Source organism: Streptomyces sp. NPDC059373, from assembly GCF_042751495.1.
Lineage (GTDB): Bacteria > Actinomycetota > Actinomycetes > Streptomycetales > Streptomycetaceae > Actinacidiphila.
The window spans coordinates 71759-94641 of sequence record NZ_JBHYXC010000014.1; the positions used below are offsets into that span (position 1 = coordinate 71759).

At 70.9% G+C, this 22883-nt stretch carries 19 protein-coding genes; 15 read left to right on the plus strand and 4 right to left on the minus strand.

Going from position 1 to position 22883, the window contains the following annotated elements:
• Window positions 1-192 precede the first annotated feature (192 nt).
• On the plus strand, window positions 193-1653 hold the full coding sequence (locus ACFXJ5_RS20460) for an MFS transporter (protein WP_384632605.1): 1461 nt from the start codon (window positions 193-195) through the stop codon (window positions 1651-1653).
• Window positions 1654-1730: 77 nt separating this feature from the next.
• Here the strand turns inward: ACFXJ5_RS20460 and ACFXJ5_RS20465 are convergent, their stop codons facing one another.
• Complete coding sequence (locus ACFXJ5_RS20465) at window positions 1731-2681, minus strand: alpha/beta hydrolase (protein ID WP_384632608.1); 951 nt, start codon at window positions 2679-2681, stop codon at window positions 1731-1733.
• Window positions 2682-2823: 142 nt separating this feature from the next.
• Complete coding sequence (locus tag ACFXJ5_RS20470) at window positions 2824-3651, minus strand: serine hydrolase (protein ID WP_384632611.1); 828 nt, start codon at window positions 3649-3651, stop codon at window positions 2824-2826.
• A 315-nt stretch (window positions 3652-3966) separates the two neighbouring features.
• Here ACFXJ5_RS20470 and ACFXJ5_RS20475 point away from each other — a divergent pair, with 315 nt between their 5' ends.
• From ACFXJ5_RS20475 to aroA, 13 genes are all read left to right on the plus strand, one after another.
• A complete protein-coding gene (locus ACFXJ5_RS20475) occupies window positions 3967-4932 on the plus strand; it encodes a carbohydrate ABC transporter permease (protein WP_384632614.1) in 966 nt (321 codons plus the stop codon).
• A 13-nt stretch (window positions 4933-4945) separates the two neighbouring features.
• Entirely contained in the window at window positions 4946-5797 is an 852-nt protein-coding gene (locus tag ACFXJ5_RS20480; RefSeq protein WP_384632617.1) for a carbohydrate ABC transporter permease, read from the plus strand.
• Between the two features lie 68 nt (window positions 5798-5865).
• Window positions 5866-7212, plus strand: coding sequence for an ABC transporter substrate-binding protein (locus ACFXJ5_RS20485; RefSeq protein WP_384632621.1), 1347 nt, complete (start codon window positions 5866-5868; stop codon window positions 7210-7212).
• 14 nt (window positions 7213-7226) lie between these two features.
• Window positions 7227-8318 carry a LacI family DNA-binding transcriptional regulator gene (locus ACFXJ5_RS20490; protein WP_384632623.1) on the plus strand — a complete coding sequence of 364 codons (1092 nt, stop codon included), beginning with the start codon at window positions 7227-7229 and terminating at the stop codon, window positions 8316-8318.
• 483 nt (window positions 8319-8801) lie between these two features.
• Window positions 8802-11402 (plus strand): CBM35 domain-containing protein, encoded by a 2601-nt coding sequence (locus tag ACFXJ5_RS20495; protein ID WP_384632626.1) that lies wholly within the window; start codon window positions 8802-8804, stop codon window positions 11400-11402.
• 92 nt (window positions 11403-11494) lie between these two features.
• The gene (locus ACFXJ5_RS20500; RefSeq protein WP_384632629.1) at window positions 11495-13606 is read left to right on the plus strand and encodes an alpha-galactosidase; all 2112 of its coding nucleotides are present in this window, start codon (window positions 11495-11497) and stop codon (window positions 13604-13606) included.
• Window positions 13607-13627: 21 nt separating this feature from the next.
• On the plus strand, window positions 13628-14497 hold the full coding sequence (locus ACFXJ5_RS20505) for a hypothetical protein (protein WP_384632632.1): 870 nt from the start codon (window positions 13628-13630) through the stop codon (window positions 14495-14497).
• A gap of 77 nt (window positions 14498-14574) precedes the next feature.
• Complete coding sequence (locus ACFXJ5_RS20510) at window positions 14575-14997, plus strand: ribonuclease (protein WP_384632862.1); 423 nt, start codon at window positions 14575-14577, stop codon at window positions 14995-14997.
• Between the two features lie 148 nt (window positions 14998-15145).
• On the plus strand, window positions 15146-16123 hold the full coding sequence (locus ACFXJ5_RS20515) for a sugar kinase (protein WP_384632635.1): 978 nt from the start codon (window positions 15146-15148) through the stop codon (window positions 16121-16123).
• 85 nt (window positions 16124-16208) lie between these two features.
• A complete protein-coding gene (locus ACFXJ5_RS20520) occupies window positions 16209-16853 on the plus strand; it encodes a bifunctional 4-hydroxy-2-oxoglutarate aldolase/2-dehydro-3-deoxy-phosphogluconate aldolase (protein WP_384632637.1) in 645 nt (214 codons plus the stop codon).
• Between the two features lie 35 nt (window positions 16854-16888).
• Window positions 16889-18088: a cytochrome P450 gene (locus tag ACFXJ5_RS20525; protein WP_384632640.1), complete on the plus strand. Its 1200-nt coding sequence runs from the start codon at window positions 16889-16891 to the stop codon at window positions 18086-18088.
• A 62-nt stretch (window positions 18089-18150) separates the two neighbouring features.
• Window positions 18151-18642 carry a hypothetical protein gene (locus ACFXJ5_RS20530; RefSeq protein ID WP_384632643.1) on the plus strand — a complete coding sequence of 164 codons (492 nt, stop codon included), beginning with the start codon at window positions 18151-18153 and terminating at the stop codon, window positions 18640-18642.
• Between the two features lie 91 nt (window positions 18643-18733).
• Window positions 18734-19972, plus strand: a complete 1239-nt coding sequence (gene aroA / locus ACFXJ5_RS20535) for a 3-phosphoshikimate 1-carboxyvinyltransferase (protein WP_384632646.1) — start codon at window positions 18734-18736, stop codon at window positions 19970-19972.
• 27 nt (window positions 19973-19999) lie between these two features.
• On the opposite strand, the gene ACFXJ5_RS20540 is transcribed toward aroA, so the two are convergent.
• Complete coding sequence (locus ACFXJ5_RS20540) at window positions 20000-20701, minus strand: hypothetical protein (RefSeq protein ID WP_384632649.1); 702 nt, start codon at window positions 20699-20701, stop codon at window positions 20000-20002.
• A 215-nt stretch (window positions 20702-20916) separates the two neighbouring features.
• Here ACFXJ5_RS20540 and ACFXJ5_RS20545 point away from each other — a divergent pair, with 215 nt between their 5' ends.
• Window positions 20917-22146 (plus strand): carbohydrate-binding protein, encoded by a 1230-nt coding sequence (locus tag ACFXJ5_RS20545; RefSeq protein ID WP_384632651.1) that lies wholly within the window; start codon window positions 20917-20919, stop codon window positions 22144-22146.
• Window positions 22147-22214: 68 nt separating this feature from the next.
• Here the strand turns inward: ACFXJ5_RS20545 and ACFXJ5_RS20550 are convergent, their stop codons facing one another.
• The gene (locus ACFXJ5_RS20550) at window positions 22215-22733 is read right to left on the minus strand and encodes an FBP domain-containing protein (protein WP_384632654.1); all 519 of its coding nucleotides are present in this window, start codon (window positions 22731-22733) and stop codon (window positions 22215-22217) included.
• Between the last annotated feature and the right edge of the window lie 150 nt (window positions 22734-22883).

Here is a 22883-nt window from a genome sequence, read left to right on the forward strand (position 1 = left end):
CGATGGGGCCCATGGGCTACTTCGTCGACACCGACTACAGGCCCGACGCGACACCCTGACCCCCCCACGTACACCCCCCCCCCCCCCCGCCCGCCGCGGGCCGGCGCCAACGCCCGGCGCGCGGCGGACCCCGACCCGGCTCTCGTAGGCCGTGTCGCCTCGGTTTCCCAGCGGCAACCCCCGGGAGAAGACATGCCGGTCCCCGCCCACCACCGCGTGCTCGTCCTGGCCGTGTGCTGTACGAGCCTGCTGATCGCCGGTCTGGACGTGACCGCGGTGAACGTCGCCCTGCCCGCCGTCCAGCGGGAGTTGAGCACGTCCGTCAGCGGCCTTCAGTGGATCGTCGACGGCTACACGCTCACGGTCGCCGGATTCCTGATGCTCGCCGGATCCACCGCCGACCGCCTCGGGCGCCGCCGCGTGTTCCAGGCCGGCCTGGCCCTGTTCACCGCCGGATCGCTCGCCTGCTCGCTGGCCCCCGGCCTGCCCTGGCTGATCGCCTTCCGCGCCGTTCAGGGCCTGGGCGCCAGTATGCTCAACCCGGTCGCCCTGTCCATCCTGACCGCGACCTTCGCCGATCCCCGCGAACGCGCCCGGGCGATCGGGGTGTGGACCGGCACGATCGGGATCTCCCTCGCGCTCGGCCCGGTGGTCGGCGGTCTGCTGGTCACCTCGGCCGGCTGGCGTTCGGTGTTCTGGATCAACGTGCCGGTCGGGGTGGCCGCGATCGCACTGACCGCCCTGTACGTCCCCGAGTCCCGAGCCGCTTCCGCGCGGCGCCCCGACGCGATCGGCCAGGCGCTGGTCGTCACGGTGCTGACGGCGGTCACGTCCGCGATCGTAGAAGGCTCACACCGCGGATACGGCAGCACGCCGATCGTCGGCCTGCTCGCGCTGGCCGCCGCGGCGGCCACGGCACTCGTCGCCTACGAACGGCGTCGCGAACTGCCCCTGATAGACCCACAGTTCTTCCGCTCGATCCCGTTCACCGGAGCCGCCGTCACCGCCGTCGCGGCGTTCGTCGCCCTGTCCGGGTTCCTGTTCCTCAACACCCTGTACCTCCAGGACGTACGCGGCTACAGCGCGCTGCGCGCGGGCCTGCTCACCGCCCCGATGGCCGTGGCCACCGCCATCGCCTCGCCCGTCTCCGGCCGCCTCACCGCCACCCGCGGCCCACGCCCGCCGCTGGTCGCCGCGGGCGTGCTCATCGCGGTCGCCGCCCTGATGCTGACCCGGGTCACCGCGGCGACGCCTCCCTTGGCCATGCTGCCCGCCTACGTGCTGTTCGGAACCGGATTCGGCCTCGTCAACACCCCGATCACCACCACGGCGGTCTCCGGCATGCCGCGCGCCCAGGCCGGGGTCTCCGCCGCGATCGCCTCGACCGGCAGACAGATCGGCAACTGCCTCGGCGTGGCCGTGCTGGGCTCGCTCGTCACCGCGCACGGCGGAGCGGGCGGTGCGTTCACCCCGGCGGCCGGTCACCCCGGTTGGTGGATCCTGGTCGGCTGCGGCGCCGCCATCGCGCTCCTCGGCGTCCTGACCACCACGGACCGGGCCACCGCCAGCGCCACCCGGACCGCGGCCCGCTTCCAGGCCGCGCCGGCACCCGCGACCGCCTCGGCAACCACCGCCGCGCCGACGAGCGGCTGAGGGCCGGTCGTACGGTCGGCCCCACTTCCGTCGCCGGCGCGAGGCACCTTCCGTCGGTGCTTCTCTGCCCCAAGGCCCTATCGCAGGGCTCGGCGCAGGACGGCCAGGGCCTCGGCGGTTTCGCGTTGGGAGATCTCGGCGTGGGGGATCATGTTGGAGCCGTGGAAGGTGCCGGGGAAGAGGTGGAGTTCGACGGTGACGCCGGCGGAGAGCAGGGCGCGGGCGTAGTCGATGCCTTCGTCGCGGAGGGGGTCGAACTCCATGACGGAGATGTACGCGGGGGGCAGGCCGGCGAGGTCGGCGCCGGTGGCGCGGGCGGGGGCGGCGTACAGAGGGACGGCGGGGGTGCCGGGGATGCCGGCGCCGAGGTAGGCGTCCCAGCTGATCACGGCGTTGGGGCGGTTCCAGAGCGGGGTGTCGGTGAAGGTCCGCATGCTCGGGGTGTCCAGGCGGTCGTCGAGCTCGGGGACGCCGAGGAACTGGAAGCGGATCGCGGGGCCGCCCCGGTCGCGGGCGAGGAGGGCGAGGCCGGCCGCGAGGCCGCCGCCGGCGCTGCCGCCGAAGAGGGCGATGCGGTCGGGGTCGATTCCCAGGTCGGTCGCGTTCTTGGCGGCCCAGGACAGACCGGCGTAGCAGTCCTCGAGACCGGCGGGGTAGGGGTGCTCGGGGGCCAGCCGGTAGTCGACGGAGAAGACCGCCGCCCCCAGCTCCCGGCAGATCACCAGATTGTGGCCGTGGTCGATCTCGGGGGCGCCCAGCATGAAGCCGCCGCCGTGGATGTCGTAGACCAGCGGGAGCGGTCCCGTGACACCCTGCGGACGGTAGGTGCGCAGGACCACGTCGGGTGCGCCGTCGGACCCGGGGACCCGGACCTCGTCCACGTCGACGCCGGTGGTGTCTATGTCGGCGTTGAGGAAGGCGACGATCCCTTCCATCTCGGCCCTGGCTCCGGCGAGGTCGGAGACATCGGCGCGGGGCATCATGGCCAGGGCCGGGATCAGCTCGGGATCGAGCGGGTAGGTCGTCATGGCGTCCCTCCGAGTCGGACGCTCCGTCGCGTCCTCGCCGTAACGGTGCCACGGCGCATCCGCGCAGGTCACCCGACGGGCGTCGGGAAATGCGCCGTCCCCGCCCGACAGCCGCGCGGGCGCCGGGCGGGGACGGCCGCGGTCACTTCAGGTCGGCATGGACCGCTCGGGCGACGCGCTCGATGGTGGCGATGCCGTAGTCCATGGACTTGTCGTCGTGGGAGAGGACGACGATGCCGTAGTCGTGCCCGTTGCCGGTGAAGGCGCCGATGCTGTGCACCCGCCATTTATGGGTGGCCCGGGAGAGCCAGCCGTTCTTCACGTGGACCGTGGCGCTGCTGGGGGCGCCGGCCGGGACGCCCCAGCGCTGGCTGGAGACGACCTTGTTCATCAGGCCCAGCTCGTAGGTGCGTGAGCCCTTGGTCAGTACGGAGTTCGAGGACGTCAGCAGCTTCAGGAGCTTCAGCTCGTCGGCGGCGGTGATCTGGGTGAGGCCCCAGTAGCCGTTCGAACCGGGCGTGGTGTGGGTCATCTTCGCCAGGTCGAGGAAGTGCTGGACGCCCTTGACCTTGACCTGCTTCCAGAGGGTGGTGGTGGCGTCGTTGTCCGACTTGGTGATCATGGCCGTGGCCAGCTTCTTCTCGCGCGTGGTCAGCACGCGGCCCGCCTCCTGGGCCTGGCGGAGCAGCGCGCCGAGCAGCGTCGCCTTCACCACGCTCGCGGAGTCGTACGTCGAGCCCGCGCGGTAGGTGCAGGTGGTGCCGGTGGTCCGGTCGTAGAGCGCGACCGAGACGGTGCTGCTGCGGCCCTTGAGCGCCGCGGTGATGTCGGTCTTGAGCTCCTTGGCCAGCCCGGACTTCGTCGAGGTGCACGCCACCGTGGGGGTGGCCGCGTCCGCGGGGACCGCCGCCGCGACGACGGCGAGCAGCGAGCCGACGGCCGTGGCCGCCAGCACAGAGGGTATTCGCATCAAGGAGCCGTCCCGTTCAGTCATGTCTTGGCCAATGCCTATGAACGGGACACTTCAGCAGAGAAATTGGTTGTCCGGCTAGCCCGGACGGTCCCGGTCTTCGTCACATCTGACGTTCCGTCAAGAGAAAGGTCGTACGAGGACTCTTGACGCCCCCAAAGTGTTACCGCTAACACTATGTCTTACGTCACCGACACGTTAACGCCTGATGTCGGAAGGACGGGTCTCCCGAAGAAGGCCCACCCTTGGACGTATGCCCTGCTGCGCCACCCTGCCGTAACCGCCTGCCGTCGAAGTCCCACGGAGTCGAAAATTGTGAGCGCTAACATTTCTGCGCGGCGAGCCGCGGACGCCGGGGCCCCACCGGCCTCACCCTCGGCCACCGCCGCCCGTCCCCGGATACCCCGCAGGTTCCGGCAGGCGGTCGAGGCGTACGTGCTGCTGGCGCCCAGCCTGATCGGCTTCGTACTGTTCCTGGTCGCGCCGATCATCGGTGTGGTGGTGATCAGCTTCTTCGACTGGAACCTGATGGGCTCCCCGCGCTTCGTCGGACTGGCCAACTACCGCGAGATGATGGGCGACAGCGAAGTCTGGCGCTCGGTGCGCAACACGCTCTACTACGTCCTGCTGAACATTCCCGCCCAAACCGTCCTCGCCCTGCTGCTTGCCCTCGCCATGAACCGCAAGCTCCGCGGCGGCAAGGTCATCCGGGTGCTCTTCGTCCTGCCCTGGATGGCGATGCCGGTGGCCCTGGGCATCATCTGGAGCTGGGCCTTCGACCCCGAGCACGGCGCGATCAACCAGTTCCTGTCGCTGCTGGGCATCAGTGGCCCGGAGTGGCTGTCGTCCACCACCTGGGCGATGCCGGTGCTCGCCTCGGTCAACGTCTGGCAGTACACCGGCTACACCATGCTCTTCCTGCTGGCCGGTCTCCAGGCGATCCCGGAGTCCCTCTACGAGGCCGCGGACATGGACGGGGTGACGACCCTCCAGCGGTTCTTCAAGATCACGTTGCCGCTGCTGCGCCCCTCGATGTTCTTCGTCCTCGTCACCAACGTCATCGGGTCGTTCCAGATGTTCGACACCGTCTACGTCATGACCCAGGGCGGCCCCGGTGGCTCCACGGACACCATGAACTACCACATCTACCAGCAGGCCTTCCAGCTCTTCCGCAGCGGCTACGCCTCCGCGCTCGCGATGCTGCTCTTCGCGCTGATCCTGCTGGTCACGGCCGCCCAGTTCCTGTACTTCCGCAAGCGCACCGTCTACGACTTCAGCTGAGGGCGCCCCCGTCATGAGTACCGACCGCACCCATCGCACCATCGGCACCGCCCTCGGCCGCACCACGCTCTACGCGGTCCTGCTCGCCGGGGCTCTGCTGTCCATCGCGCCCTACCTGATGATCCTCAACGCCTCGTTCAAGCGGCCCCAGGATCTGCTGACCACCGACGCCTGGGCTCCGGCCCACCCGGCCACCTTCGGCAACTTCACCGCCGTCTGGAACCAGTACGGCATGTCGTCCTTCCTGCTGCACACCCTGCTGGTCGCGGTCACCGTCACCGCCGGCCAGGTGGTCTTCAGCGCCATGGGAGCGTACGCCTTCGCCCGGCTGGAGTTCCCGGGCCGGGACCTGCTGTTCTGGGGCTACATCGCCACCATGATGGTGCCGCAGATGATCACCCTGGTACCGCTCTTCCTGATGATGCGGGACATGGGCCTGGTCGACACCTACGCGGGGCTGATCCTGCCCACCGTCTTCGGCACCCCCTACGGGATCTTCCTGGTGCGGCAGCACTTCCGGACCATCCCGAACGACCTGGAGGCCGCTGCCCGGATCGACGGGGCCGGCACCTTGTCGATCCTCGTACGGATCATGTTGCCGCTGAGCAAGCCGATCCTGGCCACGCTGGCCACGATCACCTTCATCAACACCTGGAACAACCTCATCTGGCCGCTGATCATCACCAACAGCGACCGCACCAAGGTGATCACCGTCGGCATCGCCGCCCTCCAGGGAGAGCATGTCTCCGACCTGCCGCACATCGTGCTGGCCGGCGCGGCGCTCGCGCTGCTGCCGCTGATCGCCGTCTTCCTGCTGTTCCAGCGCCACATCGTCCGGTCGATCGCCCTCACCGGGCTGAAGTAGACCGGCCGTCCCAAGCTCCCCCAAAACCCCCACGCACACCCGCCCCCGTAGAGAAGAGGACCTCCACCATGTCCGCACGCTCCCGAAGAGTCCTGGCGACCGCCGCCACGGGCGCCGTCCTGCTCGGCCTCACCACCGCCTGCGGCTCGTCCGGCTCGAGCGCCTCGGGGGGCACGGTCACCCTCCGCTACGGGATCTGGGACGCGGTTCAGAAGCCGGCCGTGCAGAAGTCCGTCGACGCCTTCGAGAAGAAGCACCCGAACATCAAGGTCAAGATCGAGCTGAACGCCTGGGCGCAGTACTGGAGCAAGCTCCAGACCCAGATGGCCGGCCGCACCGCGCCGGACGTCTTCTGGGACCACGTGGCGTACTTCCCGCAGTTCGCCAAGCAGGGCGTGCTCACCGACCTGACCCCGTACATCAAGGCGGACAAGGTCGACCTGTCGGTGTACGACGCCAAGCTCACCGCCGGCTGGAAGCAGGGCGACAAGCAGTACGGCCTCCCCAAGGACTGGGACACCATCGAGCAGGTCTACAACAAGACCATGCTCAAGACCGCCGGCCTCACCCAGGACCAGCTGTCCGCCCTCACCTGGAACCCGACCGACGGCGGGACCTTCGTCAAGGCGCTTCAGAAGCTCACCGTCGACCAGAACGGCAAGCACCCGAACGAGTCCGGCTTCGACAGCAAGCACGTCAAGCAGTACGGTCTCGCGCTGGCCTCGCCCAACGGCCAGACCGACTGGTGGGACTTCGCCACCCAGAACGGCTGCAAGCTCCAGGACAAGGCCTGGGGCAAGTGGACCATCAACCAGCCGTCCTGCGTCCAGGCCATCCAGTTCGTCCAGGACCTGCGGCTGAAGTACCACGTGGCGGTTCCGGCCTCGGTCACCAACACCCCCAACGGCGCCTCGCTGCCGCAGGTGCTCGCCCGTAAGCAGGCCGCCGTGGTGTGGGACGGCAGCTGGGACCTGAGCGCCTACCAGACCTCGCTGAAGGGCAACTTCGGCTTGGCCCTGCTGCCCGCAGGACCGGTCGGGCAGGGCACCGTGTACAACGGTCTGAGCCAGGCCCTGTACTCCGGGAGCAAGCACCCGAAGGAGGCATGGGAGCTGATCAAATGGCTCGGCTCCGAGGAGTCGCAGAAGATCATCGTGTCGGCGGGTACGGTGTGGCCGTCGATCCCCGGCCTGAACAAGGATTTCGTGGCGTACTGGAAGAAGCGGGGCGTGGACGTCAGCGCCTTCTCCAAGGGCGCCGAGGGCACCACGATCGGCTACCCGCTGACCACCTCCTCGTCAACGTACAACGTGAAGGTGCTCGACCCCTTCAACCAGGTCTGGCTCGGCCAGCAGACCCCGAAGGAGGCCGCGGACAAGGTGAACACCGAGTCCAACGCCGCCATCACCGACTAGGAGTTCACCCCACCATGCAGGAAGCGACCCCGGCCCCCCGTCCCAGCGGGGGGCCGCCGGCCCCGGAAGCAGCCGCTGCCGACCGCCCCCGGGCCGTCAGCATCTGGGACGTCGCCAAGGAGGCGGGCGTCTCCCACCAGACCGTCTCCCGGGTCGTCAACGGCCACCCCCGGGTCAAGGAGTCGACCCGCGCCCGCGTCCTCGACGTCATCGCCGAGCTGGGATACACCCCCAACCGGATGGCCCGGGCCCTGGCCGGCGGCGCGGTGCGCTCGGTGACCGTGCTGACCTCCGACACCTCCCTCTACGGTGCCTCGGCGACCCTGAAGGGCATCGAGGAGGCGGCCCGCGCCGCCGACTTCACCGTCGGGATCAGCGTCCTCGACGCCAGCTCGGCCCAGCAGCCCGCGGACGTCGCCGGCCGGGTCAGCCGCCCCGGCGAGGCCGTCCTGGTGATCGCCTTCGACGCCCCCGGCGTACGGGCGCTCCAGGCACTGCCCGCCGAGTTCCCGGCGGCGGCGGTCGTCGAACGCCCCGAGGACGGCCGCCCCGGCGACCGGCCCCAGGTCTGGCTGGACGACCGTGCGGCCGCCGCCCAGGCCACCCGCTACCTGCTCGGCCTCGGCCACGAAACCGTTCACTACGTCCAGATCCCGTCCTCCACCACCCGCATCGGCCAGCGCGCCGAAGGCTGGCGCGACGCCCTCCGCGCCGCCGGTAAACCGCTCCCCGAACCCCTCGACGGCGGCTGGAGCCCCCGCTCCGGCTACCTCGCCGCCCGCCCCCTCCTGGCCGACCCCGCCGTCACCGCCGTTCTCTGCGGCAACGACGACCTCGCCCTCGGCGTCCTCCGCGCCGCCAGGGAAGCCGGCCGTGACGTCCCGGCCGACCTCAGCGTCGTCGGCTTCGACGACGCCCCCCAATCCGCCTACGTCCACCCCGCCCTGACCACCGTCCGCCTCGACTTCGAAGGCCTCGGCCGTGGCTGCTTCGGCATGCTCCACCGCCTCCTCGAGCCCGAGACCGCCCCCGCCCTCCCCCTCTGGGCCGAGCCGGAACTGATCGTCCGCGAGAGCAGCGGCCCCGCCCCCGCACGGCACCCCTGACACCTGTCCCAAAATCCCTCATCCCTCGGTGCCGGGTGCGCCGTCGGCGAGTGAGCCGAAGTGGAGCGGTCGCTGTCGTAAAGGAGAACGCGCGCAGTTCGCGAGGAACGAGCGAGCGAGCACGATCGACTTCCCCCAGACTCCGTCTGGGAGGTGCCCCCACAGTGACTCAGCGCAACGGAGGCGAACCGAGCCGCTCAAAAAGTGGCCCTCGAGCACGAAGCCCTACTGAGCCGCACGAAGCGCGGGCCGTAAGCACGAAGCCCTACCGAGCCGCACAAAAAGTGGCCCCCAAGCACGACGCCCTACCGAGCCGCTCAAACAGCGGCGGCCGTAAGCAAGCTGCCCCAGAACGCCGACCCACGCACTCGCGGAACCGAGCTCCACCCGAGCCACTCACATTCGCGGGGGATGTGAGCGTTCACATCCCACAGCCCCACCTAGCCCTCCCGCAGCGCAGCGGGAGGAGGAAGCCAGGTACCGATGCCCACCCGCACGAGCCGCATGCGACGCCCCAGGCACGCCCTGACCGGCGCACTGCTCGCCACCGCAGCACTGCTCCTGACCACGCTGGGGACGTCCTCCCCCGCCTCCGCCGCCACCCAGACCTTCACCGCAGACCTCGGCACCACCACCGGCGACGTGCTGCACGGCGCCAACGGCTCGCTGTACGGCCTCAGCGACGACGGCGTCCCGGGCGACAACCTGCTGGCGCCGCTCAAGCTGACCACCGTCTCCCAGAAGCCGCCGGGCGGCGCGCAGCACCCCAACGGCGACATCCTGAAGGTCGCCGCGTCCTTCAAGCGCAACGGCGGCGGCAAGCTCTTCTGCAACATCCAGGACATGTACTCCGACTGGCCCTACCAGAACCTGGGCATCGCCGACTACCTGACCAAGGTCGACACCGTGGTCAACGCCATCAAGGCCAGCTCGTACGCGTCCGACGTCGTCTTCGTCCCGTTCAACGAGCCGGACGGCATCTGGTACACCGGTCTCAACTCCTCCACGACCTCGACCTACCAGACCGCCCGCGACAAGTTCCTCGCGGACTGGTCGACCGTCTACGACCGCATCAAGGCGGACTACCCGGCCGCGGTCATCGGCGGGCCCAACACGGCCTCGTACAACTCCACGTTCCTGGGCGACTTCCTGACCTACGCCAAGGCCAACTCCGAGCTGCCGGACTGGATGACCTGGCACGAGCTCAACCCCGGCTCGCTCGCCGACTACCAGAGCCACTACACCACCTACCGGGCCCTGGAGACCGCCCGCAGCATCAGCGCGCGCCCCATCAACATCGACGAGTACGCCGACCGGCGTGACCTGTCGGTGCCCGGCCAGATGGTGCAGTGGACCTCGATGCTGGAGAACACCAAGTCCTACGGCGAGCAGGCCTACTGGGACATGGCGGGCAACCTCGACGGCAATACCGCCATACGCACCAATACACCCAACAGCACCTGGTGGTTCTGGCGCTGGTACGCCGGCCTGACCGGCAAGACCGTCAAGGTCACCCCGCCGTCGGCCAACACCACGGACACCCTGCAGGGCATGGCATCCCTCGACACCACCCGCAAGCAGGCCCAGGTCATCGTCGGCGGCTCCGCTTCCGACACCAACGTCGTGCTGAACAACATCCCCAGCGCGACCTTCGGCAGCCAGGTCGAGGTCACCGTCCAGGCCCTCAACTGGAGCGGGTACGAAGGCGCCTCGGCGGCGCCGCTGACGATATCCCGCGCCGCCTACACCCCCTCCAGCGGCAGCATCACCGTCCCGCTGACGGGCCTGAACGCCATGTCCGCCTACCGCATCACCGTCACCCCCAACGGCGGCGGCACCGCCACCGCGCCCACCGTGCCGTGGAGCGCCTCCTACGAGGCCGAGAACGCCACCATCACCGACGCCTCCGTCGTCACCCAGGGCACGGCGTCCAACTACCAGGGCTACGCCACCTCCGGCACCAAGGACGTCGGCTACCTCAGCGCCTCCGACAGCAAGGTCGCCTTCTCGGTCTCGGTCCCCAGCGCGGGGACGTACAACCTCGGCATCTTCTACGGCAACCAGCACGGCACCCCCTCCCAGCAGGTGCTGACCGTCGACGGCGCGAACCCGCAGTTCGTGAAATACCCGTCCACCCTCAACTGGCAGTACCGCAGTACCGTCACCGTCCCCGTCACGCTCAGCGCCGGCAGCCACACCATCGCGCTCGCCGTCTCCAACTCCTCCCTGGGCACCGCCACCGGTGAGGTCACCCTCGACAAGATCGATCTGACCGCGGTGCCGAGCACCCCGGAGACCGTGTACGAGGCCGCCTTCGCCGACACCAGCGGCAGCGCCACGTACTCGTACAGCAGCGTCGGCGAGACCGGCACCGGCGCGGTGGTGCTGACCAGCGGCGGCAGCACGACCTTCGACGGCTACGCGGCCACCGACGGCTACTACACCGTCAGCACCGACTACACCTCGGCCGGCGGCTCCACCGCCCTCGCCCTGAACGGCACAACCGTCGCCACTCTGGGCTCCTCCGGCGGTTCGGCCACCACGACGAGCACGAAGCTCTTCCTCTCCGCCGGAATCAACCGCATCAAGATCACCCCGAGCAGCAGCGCCACCATCTCGCTGCGTGATCTGAAGGTCACCGGCGCCGGGTCCACCACCGGCGTCACCACCTACCAGGCCGAGAACGCCACCCTCACCGGCACGGCGGTCACCCAGACCGACAGCTGGGCCTCGGGCGGCAAGAACGTCGGCTACGTGGGCAACGGCTCGGCGAACAAGCTCACCTTCGGCAGCGTCAGCGCCTCGGCCGCAGGCCGGTACACCGTCGTCATCCACTACTCCGACAACGACCGCTCCGGCACCGGCAACTACAACACCAACGTCGAGTCCCGCACCGCCGACCTGTCGGTGAACGGCGGCACCGCCGGCACGCTCACCTTCCGCAACACCTACAGCTGGAACGACTACTGGACGCTCCCCACCACCGTCACCCTCGCGGCCGGCACCAACACCCTGGCCTTCTCCAACTCCTCCGGCTACGCGCCCGACATCGACTACATCGAGGTGGCGCCGGTGCTCGGCTGACGCCATCGCCTCCTGCGGGCCGCTGTCGCCTCGCCGCGGCGGCGGCCCGCCCACCGCTCCCCGCAGCACCCCCGCCCGAAAGGCCTGCCGCCATGCCCCCGTACATCGCCCACGACCCCGACCACCGGCTGTGGGTCCTGTCCGGACCAGCCTCCTCGTACGTCCTGCACCTCGACGAGGAGGACCGGCTGCGCGGCCTGCACTGGGGCCCGGTGCTCACCCTGGAACAGGCCACCTCGCTCCTCGAACGGCCGCTGCCGGGACGGCAGTTCGAGGACGCGGCGGACGGCGCCCTGGCCCTCGACGCCGCGGGCGCCCTGCGCTACGGACACGCCGCCCTCCAGGTCCGCTTCGCCGACGGCGTGCGGGATCTGGAGCTGCGCTTCACCGGGCAGTACCGCACCGACGACACGCTCGTCCTGGCCTTCGCCGACCGGCACTACCCACTGACCGTCGAGGCGCACTTCCGGGTGCGTCCTCGCAGTGATGTGATGGAGCGTCACCTGGTGCTCCGGCACACCGGAAGCGAAGCGGTGGACGGTCCCGTCACGGTGGTCCGCGCCGACTCCGCGACCTGGACCGTCCCGCGCCGTGCCGACTACCGGCTCAGCCAGGTGCACGGCCAGTGGGGCGCCGAGACCCAGCTCACCCGCACCGGGCTGCCGTACGGTGAGACGGTGCTGGGCAGCCGCCGGGGCACCACCAGCCACCACGCCAATCCCTGGGTCATGCTGGACGACGGCACCGCCACGGAGGAGCACGGCGCTGTCCACTCCTGCGCCCTGTCCTGGAGCGGCAGTTGGCAGCTCACCGTCCAGCGCCTCCCCACCGAACGTGTCGCCGTCTCGGCCGGCTTCGGCCACGCACCCATCACCTGGCAACTGCTCCCCGGCGCCGAACTGCGCACCCCGGTCAGCGCCGGTGCCTACACCGAGGGCGGCTTCGGCGGCGCCAGCCGCGCCTGGCACCGCTATCTGCTCGACCATGTGCTGCCGCACCCTGGGGAGTTGCGGCCCGTGCTCTACAACTCCTGGGAGGCCACCGAGTTCGACGTCAGCGTCGAGGGGCAGATCGTGCTCGCCGAGCGGGCCGCCGCGCTCGGCGTCGAGCTGTTCGTCATGGACGACGGCTGGTTCGGCGCCCGTACGCACGACGCGGCGGGCCTGGGTGACTGGACCCCCAACCCCCAGCGCTTCCCCGACGGCCTCACGCCACTGATCAGCCGGGTCCGCGAGCTGGGCATGCGCTTCGGCCTGTGGGTCGAACCCGAGATGGTCAACCCCGACAGCGACCTCTACCGCGCCCACCCCGACTGGGTCCTGCACCACCCCACCCGTCGTCGCACCGAGCACCGCAACCAGCTCGTCCTCAACCTCGCCCGCCCCGATGTCGCCGCCTGGATGTACGACCGGCTCGACGAGCTGCTGACCAAGAACGACATCGACTTCCTCAAGTGGGACTTCAACCGCCCCTTCACCGAGGCCGGCTGGCCCGACGCCGAGGGCGACGCCGAGCTGCTGTGGACCGGCCACGTACGCAACCTCTACGCCGTCATCGACCGGCTGCGCGCCGCCCACCCCAACCTGCGCATCGAGTCCTGCAGCAGCGGCGGCGGGCGCCTCGACCCCGGCATCCTCGCCCGCACCGACCAGGTCTGGACCTCCGACAACACCGACGCCCTGGACCGCCTCGACATCCAGCACGGCTTCTCCCAGCTCTACCCCGCCCGCGTCATGGGTGCCTGGGTCACCGACAGCCCCAACCCCTACACCCGCCGCAGCCTGCCCCTCGACTTCCGTTTCCACGTCGCCATGGCCGGCCTCCTGGCCATCGGCGGCGACCTCACCCGCTGGAGCGACGTCGAGCTGTCGCGCGCCGCCGAACTCGTCGCCGCGTACAAGACCGTCCGCCCCCTCGTCCAGCACGGCCTCCAGTACCGGCTGGGCGGTGGTGAGTTGTACGCCGTCCAGTACCTCGCCCCGGACGGCTCCGAAGCCGCCGTCATCGTCGCCCGCCGCGCCCGCCGTTTCGGCCACCCCGACCCCGCCCTTCCCCTCCGCGGCCTCGACCCCGTCGCCCGCTATCGCGATGCCGCGACCGGCGCGGTCCACCACGGCGCCGTCCTCTCCAGCCACGGACTGCCGCTGGATCTCGCCCCGGACGACAACGCGAGCGCGCTGATCCACTTGGTGCGGGAGGTCTGACGGTTTGGTATGAACGGGCGCATGGAGACGGAACACGAGGTTGCGGTCGCGACCGACATACGGGCGCTGGTCGCCGACCTGCTGCCGGTGCTGGCGCCGCACGCCATGCTCGACGCCGACAGCGGACGGCTGGTACTGCCGGTCGGTGACGCCCACGCCGACATCTCGCTCGACGCGATCACGGCGGCCTGCGCCGCTGTGCCGCAGGCGTCCTGGCCGGGGCGGGTGGAGGCCTGGCTCGCCGCCAAGGCGGCCCAGGTCACGGCGGCCATGGCGGAGCGCGACCGGCTCGGCCCGCTGGAGGAGCGGCTGCGCGTCCAGGTCACCCCGAGGCTGCCCGAGGCCGAGCGGCAGCAGCTGATGTGCACCCCGTACGGGGATCTGCTCGACATCGTCATCATGCTCGACGGCCGCGGCCGCCTCAGCCGGGAGCGCGCCGACCAGTTGGTCATCCACGACCCGGGCAGCCACGCCCTCGCCAACACCCTGCGCGACGAGCTGCCGTCCTTCACGGTCACCGACGACGACCATCAGGTCAGGAGTGTCAGCAAGCCCGGCAGTCCGTACGTCACCAGCGCCCTGCCGGCCCTGGAGCGCTTCCTGCCCGGCCCGTGCCCGTACGGCGTGCTGGTCGCGCTGCCCCGCTACAGCGAGGTGCTGCTGTGCCCGGTCCGGCCCGAGGGCGTCGACGAGGCGGCCCGCGCTCTGCTGGAGCGCGCCCGCGTCGGCTTCTGCACCGCCGACGATCCGTGCGACGACCGGCTGTTCTGGTGGGCGAACGAGACCCTGTACGCGGTCGACTTCGGCCGCTTCACCGGCCGCTTGAAGGTGCCGGGCCCGCTGCGTGCACTGCTGCGCCGGCCACCTCGGCCCGCAGGTGAACACGCGTAGAAGATTTGATGTGAACATGTAAATGGCTGATTACGGTAGCCCCGGCCCCGGGTCGGCCCAACTACCGTTGGGCCATGGTGAAATTCCCCCCACGGATTGTTCGCATCGGGGCCCTCGGGGCCCTCGCCTCTGCACTTCTCCTGGGCGGCCCGGCCGTCGCGGCGTCCCCCACCCCCGCGACGGCCGCGGTCACAAGCACGGTGTCGGCCGCGTCGGTCGGCGACATCTGCTACTCGTCGCTGCCCTCGCAGGCGTACGACACGCTCGACCTGATCGCCTCCGACGGGCCGTTCCCGTACAGCCAGGACGGGACGGTCTTCCGGAACAGTGAGGGAGTCCTGCCGAGCCAGGCCTCCGGGTACTACCACGAGTACACGGTCAAGACACCGGGCTCGTCCACGCGCGGCGCGCGCCGCATCGTGACCGGTCAGGCGACGGACGAGGACTACTACACGTCCGACCACTACGCGACGTTCGACCTGATCGACTTCACCTGCTGAGCCCGTTTCCGCCGCCTCCGGGCGCGGCCGCCGTCCACGGCGGCCGCGCCCTTTTACGCGCCCGTGCCCCCTGTTGTCGGTGGCAGCGGATAGCGTTTGTGGTGCGAGGACCGAACGGGGAAGCGCGGGGGCGCACGGGGAGGCGGCGGTGGCAGGGGAGGAAGTGGCGCGGCCGGAGGTCGTGACCTGCGGCGAGGCGATGCTGCTGATGCTGGCCGAGCCGGGGGTGCCGTTGGAGCGCGCGGTGCGGTTCAGGCGGTCGGTGGCGGGGGCGGAGTCGAATGTGGCGGTGGGGCTGGCCCGGCTGGGCCACCGGGTGCGGTGGATAGGCCGCACGGGGGCGGATCCGGCCGGTGAAGCGGTGCTGAGCGAGTTGCGGGCGGACGGGGTCGACGTGTCGTACGCGGAGGTGGATCCGCAGGCGCCGACCGGGCTGCTGCTGCGGGACAGCCTCGCGGCCGGCGGCATCGACGTGCAGTACTACCGGTCGGGCTCCGCCGCCTCGTTGCTCGCGCCGGAGCACATACGGGCCGAGGCGCTGCGCGGCGCGCGGCTGCTGCACATCACCGGCATCACGCCGATGCTCTCCGCCGTGGCCGCCGCCGCGACCCGGAGGCTGATCGACGGGGCCCGTAAGGCCGGGCTCGCGATGTCGTTCGACCCCAATGTGCGCCACAAGCTCGGCGGGGCGGCCCAATGGGCGCAGACCGTCGGGCCGTTGCTGGCGGAGGCCGACCTGGTGTTCGCCGGCGCAGATGAGCTGGAGCTGCTGACCGGCCATGAGGCGGACGACGCCGCCGACGACCTGATAGCGGGCGGGGCGAGAGCCGTCGTGATCAAGCGGGCCGACCACTCGGCCTGCGCGGTCACCGCCCAAGGGCGCTGGACGCAACAGCCCTTCGCGGTTCCGGTGGCGGATCCGGTGGGCGCGGGGGACGCCTTCGCGGCCGGATATCTGTCGGCCTGGCTGCGCGGGCTGCCGCCGCAGCCCGCGCTGGCCGAGGCGGCCACCGTCGCGGCCCTGGTCGTGCAGACGCCCACCGACACCGCCGGACTGCCCATGGCGGCGGGCCGCGACCGCGCGCTCGCCGCTTTCGCACACGGCACGGACTCCGTGCACCGCTGAGACCCTGACCACGCTTCAGCAGCTGAAGACCGACCTCCCCCGGCCTCGGGGCCGGGGGGACCCCAAGGAAGGACGGCGATCCGCCGTGTACCGCTGGGAGATCACCCGGGCCGCACTGGCCCAGCGGGTCTTCGCCATCGTCCGCAAGGAGAGCTACGACCAGGCCGCCGCCGCGGCCGACAGTCTGCTCTCCGCCGGGCTCACGACCATCGAGATATCGCTCACCACGCCCTTCGCACTCGAAGCCGTCACCACCCTCGTCCGCGAGGTCGGCGACGACGCGATCATCGGCGCCGGCACCGTCCTCGATGCCACCTCCGCCCGGATGGCCGTCGACGCGGGCGCCCGCTTCCTGGTCTCCCCGAGCCTGGACGAGCAGGTCATCCGTACCGGCCACCGCTACGGCATCCCGGTCTTCCCGGGCGTCAGCACCCCCACCGAGGTCGTCCGCGCCCTGGAGCTGGGCGCCGACGCCCTCAAGCTCTTCCCCGCCTCCGCCTACGGTCCCGGCTGGATCAGGGACGTACGGGCCGCCCTCCCGCAGGCCGCGCTGCTGCCGACCGGCGGGGTCACCCTCGAGGACGCCCCGCAGTGGATAGCCGCCGGTGCGGCCGCGTGCGGCATGGGCGCCGCGCTGACCGACGGCGACCGGGATGTCGTCGTCAAGCGGGTGGCGGATCTTCTCGGCCGTCTGGAGGAGGCAGCCTCCGGCGATCGTCCGCAAGACTGACGCGGCCGCCCTGCCCGCAGAGTTACGGTGCCAGGATGGAAACGGTGGATCTGACGGTCTACGGCGACGATTTCACTGCCGACCCCTACCCGGTCTACGCCAAACTGCGCGCCCAGGGCCCCCTGCACCATGTGCGCACCCCCGACGGGGGTGAGCTGTGGCTGGTGGTCGGCCACGAGGAGGCCCGTGCCGCGCTCGCCGACCCCCGCCTGGTGAAGAACTTCCGGCTGATGGGCTGGAACACGTACGAGGAAGAGCTCCTCGGCGTACACATGCTCAACTCCGACCCGCCCGACCACACCCGGCTGCGCAAGCTCGTGGCCAGGGAGTTCACCATGCGCCGGGTCGAGGCCCTGGGCCCGCGGGTCCAGCGGATCACCGACGAGCTGCTCGACGCGATGCTGGCCGCCCCGGACGGCCGTGTCGACCTCGTGAACGCGCTCGCCTACCCGCTGCCCATCACCGTGATCTGCGAACTGCTCGGCGTGCCCGACCTGGACCGGGCGGCCTTCCGCAACTGGTCGAACGAGGCGGTGGCCCCCACCAGCCCGGAGGCCGAGCGCGCGGCGTTCGTGGAGCTGTCCGCGTATCTCAACGAACTGATCGAGGACAAGCGCTGCTCGCCCGGCGACGACCTGATGAGCGCGCTCATCCGCACCACCGCCGAGGACGGCGACCGGCTGTCCCGTTCCGAGCTGACCGGCATGGCCTTCCTGCTCCTGATCGCCGGGCACGAGACCACGGTCAACCTGATCTCCAACGGCGTACGGGCCCTGCTCGACCACCCCGACCAACTCGCCGCCCTCCGGGCCGACATGAGCCTTCTCGACGGCGCCGTCGAGGAGATGCTCCGTTACGACGGCCCGGTCGAGACCTCCACCTACCGCTTCACCGCCGAGCCCGTCGACATCGCCGGCGCCGTCATCCCGGCCCGCGAGGTCGTCCTGGTCGCCCTGGCCTCCGCCGACCGCGACCCCTTGCGCTTCGACGACCCCGACCGCTTCGACATCCGCCGGGACCCCCGCGGCCATCTCGCCTTCGGCCACGGACTGCACTACTGCCTCGGCGCACCGCTGGCCCGCATGGAGGGCCGGATCGTGGTCCGCTCGCTCCTCGAGCGCACCGCCGCCCTGGAGCTCGACACCGACCCGGCGCTGCTCGACTGGCTCCCCGGGCTGCTCATGCGCGGCGTCCGCGACCTCCCCGTCCGCTTCACGCCCACGGCTGGGCCGTAGGCCGGACATACGGCGCCGGCCCCCGCGCCCGTCCCCGGTCGTCCAGGAGCCGGCCCATCCGCTTGACGGTCCACAGCCCCGTCAGCCACCGCACGATCCGCACCTCCGGAAACCGTACGGCCATCATCGCCGCCGGCCGGTGCGTGTCCGCGAGCCCCGGCAGCCACAGCCCGGCGACGCGATCCGCCTCGCCGACGCAGGTGGCGACCACCCGGGTCTCCGGGAGGGCGACGAGCGCCCGCGCCACCTCGTCGTCCGCCGTGATCGCCGCCGCCGAGGCCGTTCGCCTCGGCCAGGACGTCGTCACCGACCTCTACGGACCCGAGCGCCGGCGCACCGCCGAGCACCCGATCATGGCCTCCGAGGACTTCAGCCGCGTCCTGGAGGCCGTCCCCGGCGTGCAGTTGGGCCTCAGTGCCTGCCCGCCGGACGCCGACGCCGCGAAGGCGCCCTTCAACCACTCGCCGTACGCGGTCTTCGACGACGCAGCGCTGCAGGTGGGCGCGGCCGTGCCGGCGGAGATGGTCTGGCGGCGGCTGGGGGAGGGGGAGTAGCGGCGCCGCCATGCGGAACGTCACGGCCCCTGCCCCGGCACCGTGATTGGATGCCCCGGTACGTCCCACCCGCACCGCCGGAGGTCCACCCGTGTCCGTAGTCGCCGTCCCGGGGTCGAAGTCGATCACGAACAGGGCGCTGTTCCTGGCGGCGGCCGCCGAGGGGACCACCGTCCTGCGGCGGCCGCTGGTCTCCGACGACACCGAGGCCTTCGCCCAGGGCCTGACCGCCCTCGGCTACGACCTCGAGCCCGGCCCCGCCGAGTGGCGCATCACCGGCGCCCCGGCCGGGCCCGCGGCCGCCGAGGCCGACGTCTACTGCCGTGACGGGGCCACCGTCGCCCGCTTCCTGCCCGGCCTCGCGGCCGCCGGCCACGGGACCTTCCGCTTCGACGCCTCCCAGCAGATGCGCCGCCGCCCCGTCGCGCCCCTGACCCAGGCCCTGCGCACGCTCGGCGTGGACATCCGGCACGAGGAGGCCGATGGGCACCTCCCGCTCACCGTCGTCGCCGACGGCATCAAGGGCGGCGAGATCGAACTCGACGCCGGCCTCTCCTCCCAGTTCCTCACCGCCCTCCTCCTCACCGGCCCACTGACCGCCGAGGGCCTGCGCATCCGCGTCACCGGGCTCGTCTCGGCCCCGTACGTCGAGATCACCCTCGCGATGATGCGCCGCTTCGGCGTCGAGGTCGTACGCGACGGCGACACGCTGTCCGTCCCGCCCGGCGGCTACCGCGCCACCACGTACGACATCGAGCCCGACGCCTCCACCGCGAGCTACTTCTTCGCCGCCGCCGCCCTCACCGGCCGCGAGGTCACCGTCCCCGGCCTCGGCACCGACGCCCTCCAGGGCGACCTGCGCTTCGTCGACGTGCTCGAGCGCATGGGCGCCCGCGTCGACATCCGCCCCGACGCCACCACGGTCACCGGCACGGGCCGCCTGTCCGGCGTGACGGCCGCCATGCGCGACATCTCCGACACCATGCCGACCCTGGCCGCCATCGCGCCCTTCGCCGACGGGCCGGTGCGCATCGAGGACGTCTACAACACGCGGGTGAAGGAGTGCGACCGGCTCGAGGCCTGCGCCTCCAATCTCCGCCGCCAGGGCATCCGCGTCGACACCGGCCGCGACTGGATCGAGATTCACCCAGGCGTCCCGACCTCCACCGAGATCGCCTGCCACGGCGACCACCGCATCGCCATGAGCTTCGCCGTCGCCGGCCTCCGCATCCCCGGTGGCGTCACCTTCGACGAGCCGGGCTGCGTGAAGAAGACCTTCCCCGAATTCCACGACGCCTTCGGCGAGTTGCGCCGCGCCTGGGGTCTGTGAGCCGGCGTCCGCTCGTCCCTCCACCGCTCACCTCGCGATCTCCGGCGTACGGCGCCGGTGCTCGCCGCGCAGCACCAGGCCCGGCGAGTCGTCGCCGTACGCCCCGCACGCCGTCGCCGACCACAGCGACCACTGCTGGGGCAGCACGTAATACGGCACGAACACCCGCACCGTCCGCCGTCGTGACGCCTTGACGGGCATCAACGCGGGGAGGACGTCGGGCATGTGGCCTGCCAGGATCGCCCGGCGGCAGGATTCGCAGGCCGGCCTTCGGTCCGCCGCTGCCTCGCGTCGGCCGATCCTGCGGGCGGGCCGGCCGGTCTTTCGGGGCGCCGGCTGCCGTGCGCCGTGCAGAGGGTTGTAGAAACACCGGGTCACCGGCGGTCGTACCCGCTGCCCGGCGCTCATGGACTGCGCGGCCGCGAAGCGCTCGACCGCACGCTCGGCCAGGATCACCGCCGCCGCCAGGTCCGGCAGATCCGCCGCCTCGTCCAGCAGTTTCCCCGCTGCCTCGTACGCCTCCAGCGCCCACTCGTAGTTCCGCCGCACGGCGCTCTGCGCGGTCCGCCCGGTCAGTTGGAGTTCCGCTTCGCGCAGCACATCTCCCGCGTCGGCCACCCGCGCCGATGCGTAGCCCTGCAGCCGCTCGCGCAGCACCTCCCACTCGCGCAGCACCAGTTCCTGCTGTTCCCTGGACAATTTCCGGCCCGCCGCCCGGTGTTCGGACACCGCACCGCCACCCCGCAACAACCCCAGGAACCACCACCGGCGAATCACCAGCCACCTCCACGGCCTCACTCGACCGATTGTCGCCCCTGTGAACCCCGGGTGAATTGGTCCAGTCCAATCCATTGACGCGGTCGCTTCAACGGGCCACCCTATGGGGCATTGGTCTGTACCACTCCGTTGAGGGCTGCGGCCCTCTTCCCCCCTCGGAGGGTTCCGTGCGCACGCGCAGATTCAGTTCACTCGCCGCCGCCGGATTGGCGGCCGCACTCGCGGTCGCCGGTCTGGCCGGCGTCGTCGCCACCGGTCAGACGGCTACCGCTGCAACACTCAGCAGCAACTGGTATGCCGCCGCGCCCTATCTCATGCCGCTGGACAACAATCCGCCGGACCCCGGCGCCGTCATGGACGCCACGGGACTGAAGGCCTTCCAACTGGCCTTCATTCTGGCCCCCAACGGCGGTGGCTGTACGCCCACCTGGGACGGCGGCGGCGCCGTCTCCTCGGACACGGCCGTCGCAGGCGTGATCAACACCATCCGGGCCAAGGGCGGCGACGTATCCGTCTCCATCGGCGGCTACGGCGGCACCAAGCTCGGCCAGACCTGCGGGACGCCGGAAGCGACGGCGGCCGCGTACCAGCAGGTCATCAACAAGTACAGCCTCAAGGCGATGGACTTCGACCTCGAGGAGCCGGAGTACGAGAACACGGCGGCCATCCACAACGAGATCGGCGCCGCCAAGATCCTCCAGCAGAACAACCCCGGTATCTACATCTCCGTCACCACGGCCGGCACCGCCGCCGGCACCGGCTGGTTCGGGACGCAGATGCTCAACGAGGCGAAGTCGCAGGGCTTCACGCCGAACAACTTCTCGATCATGCCGTTCGACGGTGGCTTCAACAACGCAGCCGCCCAGACCAGCGCGCTCACCAGCTTCAACTCCATCCTCCAGTCCACCTTCGGCTGGAGTGCCGCCACGGCGTACGCCCACGAGGGCTTCTCCGGCATGAACGGCCGCAGTGACACCGGCGAGTACTTCTACCAGGCCGACTTCCAGACCGTCCTGGACTACGCCACCAGTCACGGCATGGCCCGCTTCACCTTCTGGTCCGTCAACCGCGACCGCCAGTGCTCGCCGCCCGACAACAACGGCACCACCTCGGGCACGTGCAGCAGCGTCACGCAGTCGGCGTACGACTTCACCAAGTACTCGGTGAAGTTCGCGGGCGCGACTCCGCCCACCAGCACCCCCACCGCGACCCCCACGCCGACGCCGACCAACCCCGGCACCTGCACGGTGGCCGCCTGGAGCAGCACCGCCATCTACACGGCCGGCAACGAGGTCTCCTACAGCGGCCACAAGTGGAAGGCCAAGTGGTGGACCCAGAACGAGGTGCCCGGCACCACCGGTGAATGGGGTGTCTGGCTCGACGAGGGCGCCTGCTGAGCGGATCCCCCTCATACGCCTGACGCCACGCGCTCGGCGGCCCGCAACCGGGTCGCCGAGCGCGTGGTTTACGGCTTCGCCCCGGCGCCGTCGAAGACCTTGGCCATGAACAGGGCCAGGTTGGAACGGGTGCGGGCGATCTTCTCGTCCACGGTGAGCGTCTCCTCGAACCGCCGGACCAGCATCGACGTCTTCTTCTCCCGTACGTACAGCGAGCACGCCAGGTCGGCGCACATGTAGATGCCGACGGTGTTCCCCTGGCGGCCGGCGGCGCCGACCTTTGGCGCGGTCAGCAGCTCGACCCCGGAGCCCGCGTGGGAGGTGACGCAGACCGAGCACAGGCTGGTCCGCACGAGGCTCCGGCGCCCGCTCGACGGCGCCCGCAGGGTCAGCCCGACCAGCTCGCCGTCCCGCTCGGCGACAAGGTAGCCCCGGTCCGGGGCGCCGGGGTCGCGCCAGCCCAGGAAGTCCAGGTCGGCCCAGGGGAGGGCGTCCAGACCACCCCGGGGGAGGCTCAGCCTGCGGGCTTCGCCCTTCGAGCAGTTGGCGAACGATCCGCGGATCTGGGTCTCGTCGATCGGGTCCATGGTGCCGGAAACTTAACATCGCGGCGATGCGGTGTCGCGGGAATTACGGCGCGGGCCGCAGCTCACAGCGGTGGACAATACGCAGCCAGAAAACCCCCTGACCTCGGCTGAAAGGGGCTCAAAGGTCTTTTCCGGGGCGGGTGCGGAGCG

What these genes read in the sequence shown, in the direction of transcription:
- ACFXJ5_RS20525 (WP_384632640.1), top strand. Translation starts at nt 16,889, where the DNA reads ATGGAAACGGTGGATCTGACGGTCTACGGCGACGATTTCACTGCCGAC.
- ACFXJ5_RS20505 (WP_384632632.1), top strand. Translation starts at nt 13,628, where the DNA reads ATGGAGACGGAACACGAGGTTGCGGTCGCGACCGACATACGGGCGCTG.
- ACFXJ5_RS20500 (WP_384632629.1), top strand. Translation starts at nt 11,495, where the DNA reads ATGCCCCCGTACATCGCCCACGACCCCGACCACCGGCTGTGGGTCCTG.
- ACFXJ5_RS20470 (WP_384632611.1), bottom strand. Translation starts at nt 3,651, where the DNA reads ATGCGAATACCCTCTGTGCTGGCGGCCACGGCCGTCGGCTCGCTGCTC.
- ACFXJ5_RS20550 (WP_384632654.1), bottom strand. Translation starts at nt 22,733, where the DNA reads ATGGACCCGATCGACGAGACCCAGATCCGCGGATCGTTCGCCAACTGC.
- ACFXJ5_RS20460 (WP_384632605.1), top strand. Translation starts at nt 193, where the DNA reads ATGCCGGTCCCCGCCCACCACCGCGTGCTCGTCCTGGCCGTGTGCTGT.
- ACFXJ5_RS20490 (WP_384632623.1), top strand. Translation starts at nt 7,227, where the DNA reads ATGCAGGAAGCGACCCCGGCCCCCCGTCCCAGCGGGGGGCCGCCGGCC.
- ACFXJ5_RS20495 (WP_384632626.1), top strand. Translation starts at nt 8,802, where the DNA reads ATGCCCACCCGCACGAGCCGCATGCGACGCCCCAGGCACGCCCTGACC.
- ACFXJ5_RS20465 (WP_384632608.1), bottom strand. Translation starts at nt 2,681, where the DNA reads ATGACGACCTACCCGCTCGATCCCGAGCTGATCCCGGCCCTGGCCATG.
- ACFXJ5_RS20485 (WP_384632621.1), top strand. Translation starts at nt 5,866, where the DNA reads ATGTCCGCACGCTCCCGAAGAGTCCTGGCGACCGCCGCCACGGGCGCC.
- ACFXJ5_RS20480 (WP_384632617.1), top strand. Translation starts at nt 4,946, where the DNA reads ATGAGTACCGACCGCACCCATCGCACCATCGGCACCGCCCTCGGCCGC.